The sequence below is a fragment of the Vibrio sp. L85 genome, from assembly GCF_963871815.1.
Taxonomy (GTDB): Bacteria; Pseudomonadota; Gammaproteobacteria; order Enterobacterales; family Vibrionaceae; genus Vibrio; species Vibrio harveyi.
In genome coordinates, this window is sequence record NZ_CAWMYL010000249.1 from 1 (window position 1) to 9,970 (window position 9,970).

13 protein-coding genes and 1 pseudogene are annotated in these 9,970 nt (G+C 41.6%); 4 read left to right on the forward strand and 10 right to left on the reverse strand.

The features are described from left to right. Positions 1-154: pseudogene (locus tag AACR11_RS28065) on the forward strand (type II toxin-antitoxin system mRNA interferase toxin, RelE/StbE family); the annotation flags it as partial. A 140-nt stretch (positions 155-294) separates the two neighbouring features. Here AACR11_RS28065 and AACR11_RS28070 read toward each other — a convergent pair. Continuing rightward, complete coding sequence (locus tag AACR11_RS28070) at positions 295-1,041, reverse strand: hypothetical protein (RefSeq protein WP_339367397.1); 747 nt, start codon at positions 1,039-1,041, stop codon at positions 295-297. Positions 1,042-1,097: 56 nt separating this feature from the next. Continuing rightward, complete coding sequence (locus AACR11_RS28075) at positions 1,098-1,592, reverse strand: DUF695 domain-containing protein (protein WP_050925171.1); 495 nt, start codon at positions 1,590-1,592, stop codon at positions 1,098-1,100. Positions 1,593-1,822: 230 nt separating this feature from the next. On the opposite strand from AACR11_RS28075, the gene AACR11_RS28080 reads away from it, so the two are divergent. Further along, on the forward strand, positions 1,823-2,176 hold the full coding sequence (locus AACR11_RS28080; RefSeq protein WP_029790013.1) for a hypothetical protein: 354 nt from the start codon (positions 1,823-1,825) through the stop codon (positions 2,174-2,176). 61 nt (positions 2,177-2,237) lie between these two features. On the opposite strand, the gene AACR11_RS28085 is transcribed toward AACR11_RS28080, so the two are convergent. The 5 genes from AACR11_RS28085 to AACR11_RS28105 form a co-directional block, all read right to left on the reverse strand. Then, entirely contained in the window at positions 2,238-2,708 is a 471-nt protein-coding gene (locus tag AACR11_RS28085; protein ID WP_323128487.1) for a DUF3265 domain-containing protein, read from the reverse strand. Positions 2,709-2,841: 133 nt separating this feature from the next. Beyond that, positions 2,842-3,429: a sugar O-acetyltransferase gene (locus AACR11_RS28090; RefSeq protein ID WP_029790014.1), complete on the reverse strand. Its 588-nt coding sequence runs from the start codon at positions 3,427-3,429 to the stop codon at positions 2,842-2,844. Between the two features lie 702 nt (positions 3,430-4,131). After that, positions 4,132-4,905, reverse strand: coding sequence for an NERD domain-containing protein (locus tag AACR11_RS28095; protein ID WP_029789817.1), 774 nt, complete (start codon positions 4,903-4,905; stop codon positions 4,132-4,134). Positions 4,906-6,155: 1,250 nt separating this feature from the next. After that, positions 6,156-6,389, reverse strand: a complete 234-nt coding sequence (locus AACR11_RS28100) for a DUF2188 domain-containing protein (RefSeq protein ID WP_029789818.1) — start codon at positions 6,387-6,389, stop codon at positions 6,156-6,158. Between the two features lie 222 nt (positions 6,390-6,611). Then, positions 6,612-7,022: a hydrolase gene (locus AACR11_RS28105; RefSeq protein WP_029789819.1), complete on the reverse strand. Its 411-nt coding sequence runs from the start codon at positions 7,020-7,022 to the stop codon at positions 6,612-6,614. Between the two features lie 244 nt (positions 7,023-7,266). Between AACR11_RS28105 and AACR11_RS28110 the strand changes: the two genes are divergently transcribed. After that, positions 7,267-7,569 (forward strand): hypothetical protein, encoded by a 303-nt coding sequence (locus tag AACR11_RS28110; protein ID WP_029791007.1) that lies wholly within the window; start codon positions 7,267-7,269, stop codon positions 7,567-7,569. A 206-nt stretch (positions 7,570-7,775) separates the two neighbouring features. Here the strand turns inward: AACR11_RS28110 and AACR11_RS28115 are convergent, their stop codons facing one another. The 3 genes from AACR11_RS28115 to AACR11_RS28125 all read right to left on the reverse strand — a co-directional run bounded on the left by AACR11_RS28115 (position 7,776) and on the right by AACR11_RS28125 (position 9,546). Further along, positions 7,776-8,249 (reverse strand): hypothetical protein, encoded by a 474-nt coding sequence (locus tag AACR11_RS28115; RefSeq protein WP_029791008.1) that lies wholly within the window; start codon positions 8,247-8,249, stop codon positions 7,776-7,778. Between the two features lie 136 nt (positions 8,250-8,385). Further along, positions 8,386-9,030, reverse strand: a complete 645-nt coding sequence (locus AACR11_RS28120) for a hypothetical protein (RefSeq protein WP_029790589.1) — start codon at positions 9,028-9,030, stop codon at positions 8,386-8,388. Between the two features lie 81 nt (positions 9,031-9,111). After that, positions 9,112-9,546 (reverse strand): hypothetical protein, encoded by a 435-nt coding sequence (locus tag AACR11_RS28125; protein WP_201769197.1) that lies wholly within the window; start codon positions 9,544-9,546, stop codon positions 9,112-9,114. 132 nt (positions 9,547-9,678) lie between these two features. On the opposite strand from AACR11_RS28125, the gene AACR11_RS28130 reads away from it, so the two are divergent. Further along, on the forward strand, positions 9,679-9,897 hold the full coding sequence (locus AACR11_RS28130; RefSeq protein WP_139374636.1) for a hypothetical protein: 219 nt from the start codon (positions 9,679-9,681) through the stop codon (positions 9,895-9,897). Positions 9,898-9,970 lie beyond the last annotated feature (73 nt).

A 9,970-nucleotide genomic window follows, 5' to 3' on the forward strand; every position in this document is an offset into this window, starting at 1 on the left:
TGAACAACCTTTAATGGGTGTACAACGAGATGGCATCCGCGGACGATTACTCATTATTCCTGAGATTTCGATGATTGTCTCTTACTGGGTCGAGGGCGATATCCTCCGAGTTATGCGTGTACTCCACCAGAAACAAAAATTCCCTACGGATTGATTGCTTCCTCTGGGGAACTAACGCCCCGTTAAGGTGTGAGCAACGCAATACCTAAGCGGCGCATACCACCTTAAACGCTAAACGCAACGCATAGTGAAAATGCCACGCGTTGCGAATCACTCTTGAACAGTTTGTTATGTTTAAGTTGCTACGACAATACCTTGCACCAAAGAATTATTTGCCACTACAACCTCGTCTTCGTTATCAGATGGGTCAAAATATAAGATATTGTCTCGCTCAATAGTAGTGCTTACAACAACACCTCTAGGCTCGTCATTGTACGTAGTAAAGGCAAACTCTTCTGCTTTCTTTTTGCTCAAAGTCCAAGACATACCAAATGACCCTGATTGAGATTCACTTGTACTCATACCTCGATATGCAGTAACTACAGCGGGTAAATTTGAATCTATCACTTCATCACTCACAATTCTTTGTGTTAAGTAAATCCGTGGTCCTCGATTTTCAGCTTGACGATGTTTGAAGAGTTCAACTAAACCGCCACAAAAATACCAAAAGAAATAACACATGATTTTATAAAGATAATCTTCGAGTGCTTCATCAACAGTAAATGAAGCTTTAATATGATTGAACGCTCTTTCTTTCATATCGGAACCTTCGAAGCTTTGATTCATCACATCAAGGTTGGGGAGTCTGCTTCTCGCTTGATCTTGAAGCAAAAAACTAACTAAAACATTAAAACAAGTAGCTTGTGAACCAAACCGCCTTTTTAAGTCTTCTTCAAATTCGCTAACGTTGATACATAGCTTTTCAGCCAAGTAGTTAGAATAACTTTCTTCAAATATCACTCGGAATTCCTGATTAAACATAACGCCCTGTTGAGGTGTGAGCAACGCAATACCGATGCTCCCGCATGCCACCTTAATCACTAGACGCAACGCATAGCGAAAATGCCACGCGTTGCGAATCACTCTTAAACAGTTTGTTATGTTCGTAACTGCTTGAAGTACCAATCAGCTTGCTCCCACTCTAGATCTTGTTCCATGTGCCAATCAAATTGTCGCGGATAACGATAATGGTCAACTATGTACTGAAGATGTTGATGCGCAACTTCAGGGTCATATACTCGCCATACTACGCGACGAGTGTTATTCCATGTTTCTCTCACAAGAAAGAGCGCGTTACCACCCGCTTTAATCTCTTCGTCCAATTGATCACAAAATGGGTCAACGATAGCTTGCTCATCTTCCGAAGGCATTCCATGCTCGGCTAAGTCATCAAAATCAATTATTACAGAAAGATGCCAGCCAAAAATTTCGCGATGCTCAAAACCAATGAGTCCAGAGTTCAACATGCCAACGCATGGTAAATCATCTTTTTTCCACTCAAGTAAAGTATAAGATTCTTCAGGAAGAACTATCCGGACTTCGTTTTCTTTCAGTGCTTTATCTTTATTACTGCCAAATATTTTCCCGAACATGAAACTCCTCCTAGAACATAACGCCCTGTTAAGGGGTGAGCAACGCAATACAAAAGCCGCCGCATACCACCTTAGTCACTAAATTCAACGCATAGTAAAAATGCCACGCGTTGCGAATCCCTCTTGAACAGATTGTTATAGCACAATAGACCACAACACTTTGTCCGATATCATGGTTTTAAAAAAGTAAAAACTTATAATCCCGCGACCAAAATTAGTGGAATCAAATTATGAGACCAATTTTATACTTTGCAATTTGCGCACTAAGCCTTACATCATTGACAGCAGAGGCTCGGATTAAGGAAAGAACACTAGAGAAACTTGTTGGCTGGACGTTGATAGACGTTAAAACAATCGAAGGTTTTTACAACGACGAAGGTCAATACGAAGAAAGTTTTGAAGGCTGTGACTACGACAGGATAATAAAATTCGACGATGGTACCAATGTTGAGTGCTCATCATACGGCTACCAGTATGCCTACAGACCTAACGCCTTTTTATTCGGTAAAAGCGTCAATCACAACGGTAAATCTTTTACTATGTTCAAAATGCTAGTAGAAGATGATCTCTACGATATTCGATAAAAACTATAAGGCAATATTTAACAAAATATTGCCTTTCTTAGCCTTGTGCTATAACGCCCTGTTAAGGGGTGAGCAACGCAATACCGAAGCCACCGCACACCACATTAATCACTAAAATCAACGCATAGTAAAAATGCCACGCGTTGCGAATCCCTCTTGAACAGTTTGTGCGTTGCTCAAATTCATACTCTGTAAGACACCATTGCTTTGGACTTGACCAACTGATTTCTTTGAATGATGTTCTTAGGTCACCGCTCAATAAAAGTTGCTTCATAAAATGGCTAGGTGAAATATAAGCTTTATCATCGTAAGCAAACACAAAACCCTGCTTATTGAGCTCAAGCATCATCTGTTTGGTTTCCTTTGATTGAATCCCACCATTGAGATCAAGCTCATCAATACGACCGCTTGTATCACCATCTCGACTGCTATTGCTTAACTTTATTGAGGTATTATCTATGGCAACAACGTGCGCCGGAGGGACTTCTCCTGATTGACCAAACTCAACTTTGTAAGGAGGCTGTTTTATCATTTGATCTCCAAGCACATAACGCCTTGTTAAGGTGTGAGCAACGCAATACCGAAGCCGCCGCATACCACCTTAAACACTAAAACCAACGCATGGTGAAAATGCCACGTGTTGCGAATCACTCTTAAACAGTTTGTTAGGTGCGTGTTTCAGCCTGTTCCGTATTGATGTTTTCTTTCACGACTCTTGCTGGATTACCTATTACGACTGTATTTTCAGGGACGTCTTTGGTTACAACGCTTCCCGCGCCTACTACAGCACCAAAACCAATGCTTACACCAGGTAAAACAACCACATTAGCTCCAATCCATACCTTATCTGCAATATAGATTGGCTTTGCAAACTCTTCATAGGTATACCGCGTTGCAGCATCAATTGGGTGACCGGCTGTACACAATGTTACGTTCGGACCTATCATCACGTAGTCGCCGATAATAACCTTGCCACAGTCTAAAATGACGCCGTTGGTGTTCATATAGAAATTTTTGCCAACTTCGATGTTGTAGCCATAGTCACAGAAGAAGCTTCCATTTAATTGAGTCGTTTGGTCAGAGCGACCAAAGAGGCTTTGGATTAAGCCGTTTTTCTCTGCGGAATCAAAGCACGAACTAATTTGATGGCACAGTTTGGCAGCTTTGAGCCTATCTTCAGGTAAACCCTCTGAATCAGGACTATACAACTCTCCGCTAATATGACTCTTTTCTCTGTTACTTAGTGCTTTCATTTATATACCTAACTTGTTGAAGATTGCTCAAAGCACCTAACGCCTTGCTAAGGTGTGAGTAACGCTATACAAAAGCTACCGCACAACGCCTTAATCACCATAAGCCACCGCAAAGTAAAAATGCCACGCGTTACGAATCACTCTTAAGCAATTTGTTAGTACATGCGCTACTTCTATTTATGCGCTCCAAGATATTGAAAAGTCGCATAATATGAAAGGCTTTGAACACTGAAGTGAGACGGGCAGCTACAAAACTTTACCGTCATTGAGAGACGAAAGTTGGCTAGAAGAAAAACGCACTGAACTGCCCTACTTTCACTGGCTTCAAATTAGAAATGGATTCTTTCCTCGTACTTCAACAGCCACACCAAAAGTAACCAAGGCTCTCTCAAAAGCCACCACGAAAATGAAGAAGCGCCAAAGAAATAGGCTAAGAGTTAGAAGCCGTAAACAGTGAAATCAAAGCGAACACTCCGCATATAGTGCCACCGGAAAGAACGTGAAAGGTACAAACTGAAAGGTGTAAAAACGAGCGCCAAAACAGATAAACACCAAAACTTATGACCTTTGATGTCAAACCCGTACTAACGCCCTGTTAAGGTGTGAGCAACGCAATACCGAAGCCGCTGCATACCACCTTAAACACTAAACCCAACGCATAGTAAAAATGCCACGCGTTGCGAATCACTCTTAAACAGTTTGTTAGTTGAATTGTTTCACAGCCCTACACTTGGGAAAGGTTGAACAACCCCAAAACTGTTTACCTATATTTTCACCACGCTTGGTTTCACGCAACACCATTTCAGAGCCGCAACGGGGACACTCATTTGAGCTAACTTTGGATGCAACAACTTCTTTGACATGTTTACGATGCTTTAAATCCGTAATGACTCCGCGCTTTAACTTTAGCCGGTTTATAGACTCTGTTAACCGAGCATAATCATTGTCAGAGAACACTACCTCGTTAAATTGCTGAATGTATCGAATACTTCCTCGAGCATAGGTAACGTTTGGAGGAATTTCGGTTTTAAAGGTACTGTCGCCGATGAAAACAATAACTGAATGCAAGTGCTCTTCACTGCAACCTAGCAAGGTTTCTAGAGCTTTTATGTGCTTGTAATTCTGATGCAGTGGATTTTGAAATTTAGAGGAATGACGGTAAATCTTTTGTGTCCACTGTTTCTGGCGAGCCGAGCCAAATATCCAACCTTTCATATTCTTAGTTTCAACGACAAAGATGCCATATTTAGAAACCACAATATGGTCGACTTGAGTTGTACCGTCGCTAGTCGGCAACGTTACGTCTTTTATTAGCGTGTAGTCAGACTCTGGTAATTTGGACAAAAGACGGTTCACGAGAAACTCACCGAATACACCTTTTAGCCACCTACGTTTGAAAACGCTAACAATGAGCAATAAAGGCACTAGATACCAGACTTGCGCAAGCACATTAAGAAATGCTTCAAAAATATACACGGATTTTCCCTATTCAACTAACGCCGCGTTAAGTGGTGAACAACGCCAACCACCAAACCTAAGCGATTGCACCTTAAACACTTAACCTGACTTGAGCTGAAATCGCCACGCGTTGTGAATCCGCCTTAAACGCCTTGTTAGGCGAAGTTTCCCACTGGTGTCTAAGTGGTTTTGAAAGCAGATTACCCGAAACCGAATAAGCAACCAAACACCCACTAACCTTTTGTGATTCAAGAACCATAAAAGCCACTATGTTTCAGCCAAGATTCCAACGAGCAGGAAATGCAAACCTCTAGCAATAAAGAAGGTTTTGAACCCGAGAAACCCAAAGCTGCAAACTAACAGCAAGTTCGAAAGCTTCAGTTGACTTGCCCTTTCCACACTTTGAGCCCGTGAGATTCACCACCAACCAACGCTGAAAACCAATGAAGCAACCCACGAACATTGGCATGTTTTACGGCTGGATAGGTTCAAGAATTTGAGCCGACAATGTTGAATTGCCGACTTAGTAAAACGAATGCTTAAAGAAAACTAAGAAGATGAGAACAAAGAACTTTCCTGCCCGCCGCCTAACGCCGCGTTAAGTGGTGAACAACGCCAACCACCAAACTTAAATCATTGTACCTTAAACACTTAAGCTGACTTGAACTAAAATCGCCAAGCGTTGTGAATCCGCCTTAAACGCCTTGTTAGGCGAAGTTTCCCACCAGTGTTTAAGTTGGTTTGAAAGCAGATTACCCGAAACAAAATAAGCAACCAAACACCCACTGACTTTTTGTGATTCAAGAACCACAAATGTCACTATGTTTCAGCCAAAATTCCAACAACCACGAAATGCAGACTTTCAGCGATCAAGTTGCTTTTGAGGAAACGAAACGTAAAGCTACAAACTTAAAGCAAGAACAAAAGGCTCAATTAACTTGCCCTTTCCACACTTTGAGTCAGTGAAACTCACAACCAACCGACTATGAAAACCAATGAGGCAACCCGCAAACCTTGGCATGTTTTACGGTTAGAGAGGTTCAAGAATTTGAGCCAACAATGCTGAATTGCCGACTTAGAAAAACGAATGCTCAAAGAGACCTAAGAAAATGAGAACAAAGAACTTTCCTGCCCATCGCCTAACGCCCTGTTAAGGTGTGAGCAACGTAATACCGATGTCTCCGCAAACCACCTTAAACACAAAACGCAACGCATAGCAAAAATGCCAAGCGTTGCGAATCACTCTTAAACAGATTGTTATGACTCATTTAGCCTTTAGGTGGATAAGGGTCATCACCATAAGTTCTTTCGTCTTCAATCTGCCCATCTTTCTTCTTGATCGTCAGTTGACTAGGCATATTGCGCTTTGCTACATCAACACCATAATCAATTGCATCAGCTTTAACATTAAAATTCTTAAGCGCTGTTTCATTTCCTGTTTTTTTAACTTGCCATTGTTCAATAGCATTAGTCCAAACTACCCAGTATCTATTACGTGCCATTTGAAGCTCCTTATTTAACACAAACCAAATAATAAACACATTGCATATTAATATCCGTGACTTAGATAAGAAATTTAGAGGTGAGTCATAACGCCCTGTTAAGGGGTGAGCAACGCAATACGAAAGCTGCCGCATACCACCTTAAACACTGAAACCAACGCATAGTGAAAATGCCACGCGTTGCGAATCCCTCTTGAACAGTTTGTTATGTGCGTCCTTACGTTATGCACCAAACTGTTTTATACGCTTAGCGCCAATAAAAAACTGATACTTACTTTGTTGAAGTAAGTCTAAATGGCGCTCAAACATGGGTACGCCATTGGATAAAGAAAGGTGGTAGACAAGTCCATTACCGACATACACCCCAACGTGTGCTCCGTATGAGTCAGTAGGGTCGTTGTACATCATGATATCTAGCGGCTTAAACTCAGTGACCACTTCACTAAACTCTGAGTCACCCCACAGTTCACTAGAACGGTAGTTAGGTGGATTTAGACCGAAGTCTTTAAGCAGGTTATAAGCAAAGACCTGACAGTTAGCTCCAAGCGTTAAGTCTGAATCATCTTTACAACCTGGAATACGGGATGAAACGTATCTTACATTTTTGAATCTGTCGGGAATATCCATTTCCATTTTCTCCCAAAGCACATAACGCCCTGTTAAGGTGTGAGCAACGCAATACCGAAGCTCCCGCATACCACCTTAAACACTTGAACCAACGCATAGTAAAAATGCCACGCGTTGCGAATCACTCTTAAACAGTTTGTTAGTCGCGAGGCACCGAGCGACAATTTTAAGCCGAACTAAACTTTGCGAACAACAAACTTTATGTGCTTTGATGCATTTAAGTCAGGCGTAGTTTCAAAGCGGCTACTCAATGAAACCACTTGGAACAAACAGCGCCGTAGAAAACGGACTGACAACACCAAAAAGCGCTTTTGGAAAACCAATCGCACAGTGCGAACTTTCAACAAAATCACTGAAACCACGTGGAATTTACCACACCAGAGAAAGCGCCTTGTCAGCGAGTAAATCTGCTTTTGAACCAACAAACTCACCGAGCAGAGTTGCAACCAAAAATAAATTCTCGATTGCCCTACTCTTTCAGCACCAAAGAACAAAACAACCACTAGGACACTTGCAAAGCTTTGGACTTAAAACCGCTGAAACTGAGTTATGACCATCGAAGACGAGCCTGTGAACCAAACAATCATCAGCCAAATTTTAAGCTTAGAAACGTGATTTTGACTACTAACTTTTTCTGGCGACTAACGCCCTGTTAAGGTGTGAGCAGCGCAATACCAAAGCCACCGCATAACACCTTAAACACTAAACGCAACGCATAGTAAAAATGCCACGCGTTGCGAATCACTCTTAAACAGTTTGTTATATTTTATTTTCTACATAGCTTGGAACATCAACTTTTTGCCCACCTTGAGAAAAGTGATGATCAAATGCATAAGCTAACTTCTCCAGCGGAGCATCCTTATAGCCAACACTTTGAACCTCGGCTATGTAGCGTTGCAAAAAGCCAGGAGCGCCAAGAGTTTTCCATTGAGCAACATGCACCAACTCGTGAAAGTGCAGTCGTAGGTCCTGAGCGAAAGTCGGTAGAATATAATAAGTGTTCTTATATGTAATACCTTGAATTTCCATATCAAGAAAGTCACCTAAACCCGCTTCTCGTAATTCTGGGAAATCTGGCTTTGGGATACTATCAACGATCACAAAATATGAGTCAGCTAGAAATTCTTCGGAGTAGAAGCCGGCGAACTGACGCGCAAACAACGCACAACTTTTTCGTTGGCTAGAAAACCTTTCGTTCGTTAAATCAATCCATTCTTCGATTCTGTTTAGCATGATGAACTCCAGTAAAATATAACGCCCTGTTAAGGTGTGAGCAACGCAATACCAATGCCGCCGAAAACCACCTTAAACACAAGACGAAACGCATAGCAAAAATGCCAAGCGTTGCGAATCACTCTTAAATGCTTTGTTATAACCCGAATTTCTTCATAACCTTGTCTTTCATAGGATTCAAATTTACCCCTATGCCAAAGAGATTAGGATTAAGATCAATCATATTTGCAGTCTCAGACACCAATCCTGATTTGGCTTCTGAAAACTTTGAAACAAATGAGGCATCTTTATGCTCTGAAAATGCACACAACTCAGCAAAGAATTGCTCCAATGTTCCAAACTTTGCATCCAATAGTTCTAGTGGGGAATACAACACTAAATCTTCGTCTGTGAGGTCATTGGGATGTGAGGACATTAACATCAACCCAACGCCAGTTTTGGAGCCAGTTGCTAAAAAATCATGAATATCTTTGTTTTTGTTACCAAGATTATTCACGCAACCTGCTAATTCTTCAGTGAGGTCGGAACCATCGTGCGGGGCTACTATCACTCCTTTTTCACCAAGGTTACGAGCAAGTACATCAAAGTTCTTCATCAAACGGTCGGAAAAGCCTGTTTTCCACTCGATAGAACCGACAATAAATACATACAGCTCAAGCCCCGGAACTTTCGGGGTCGTCTTTAATGAAGAAACTCTATATCCCGTTATTTTCTCTACTCTTATCCTAGGGTTATAACGCCCTGTTAAGGTGTGAGCAACGCAATACCGATGCTTCCGCACACCACCTTAAACACAAAACGCAACGCATAGCAAAAATGCCAAGCGTTGCGAATCACTCTTAAACAGATTGTTAGCTTCGTTTTACGGCTTAATGATGGACATTGTTGATTGCACTTTCGCCGCTCTCGCTGAAGCCTCTAAAAACTTCGATTGCTCTACTAGTGCAGCAGTATTTTGTCTCAATTCATATCGCTGTAGGGAATAGCCAACAATTAGCCACAAAAAGGCTACGGGAGCCATAGCTCCCGCTAAAAAGTCCCCGCATTCATTTAGAGTCATTTTAACAAGATCGTCCCACTTAAAAACGACCAACGAAATTAACAACATGCCCCAGATTACTGTTAGTAAAATACCAATTTTTTCAGTTTTATTGCTAATGTTCACTTCTGATACTCTCTTGCCAAAACGGACATAAATACTAAATAAGATATAACTAGTTACGCTTAGAACAAGCCAGGCGATAAATAACCAAAAACTTACAGTGCTCGACTGTTGCAACTGATCAATACCTTCCACATACCAAGAAAACCTGCGTCTAAGTAACTGTGCAAGTTATAAAACACATAAAACTCATAGACTGGCGCGAACGTCATTAGCAAAAGCAAACCAACTACAAACGAATATGCCAATCGTTCTTTAGGCTTATTTATGCAATCAAACGCAAATGCAAAAACCAAAGCTAGCAGAATGATACCGATCGCTGCACTCATAGCACCAAACGCACCTGTTGCTACAAAAACAGATACACTGGCTGCTGTTGCCGCTGCACTCAATGCTGCGACATCTTTAGAAACTCCGTTGCTAATAGGAACACCTCAAACACTACAAATTTTTGTGGCGCGAATTTTACATTTTAAAGAGGATTAATCTACTAGTTTTACGCACAAAGAAGCTAACGCCCTGTTAAGGGGTGAGCAACGCAATACCGAAGCCGCTGCAT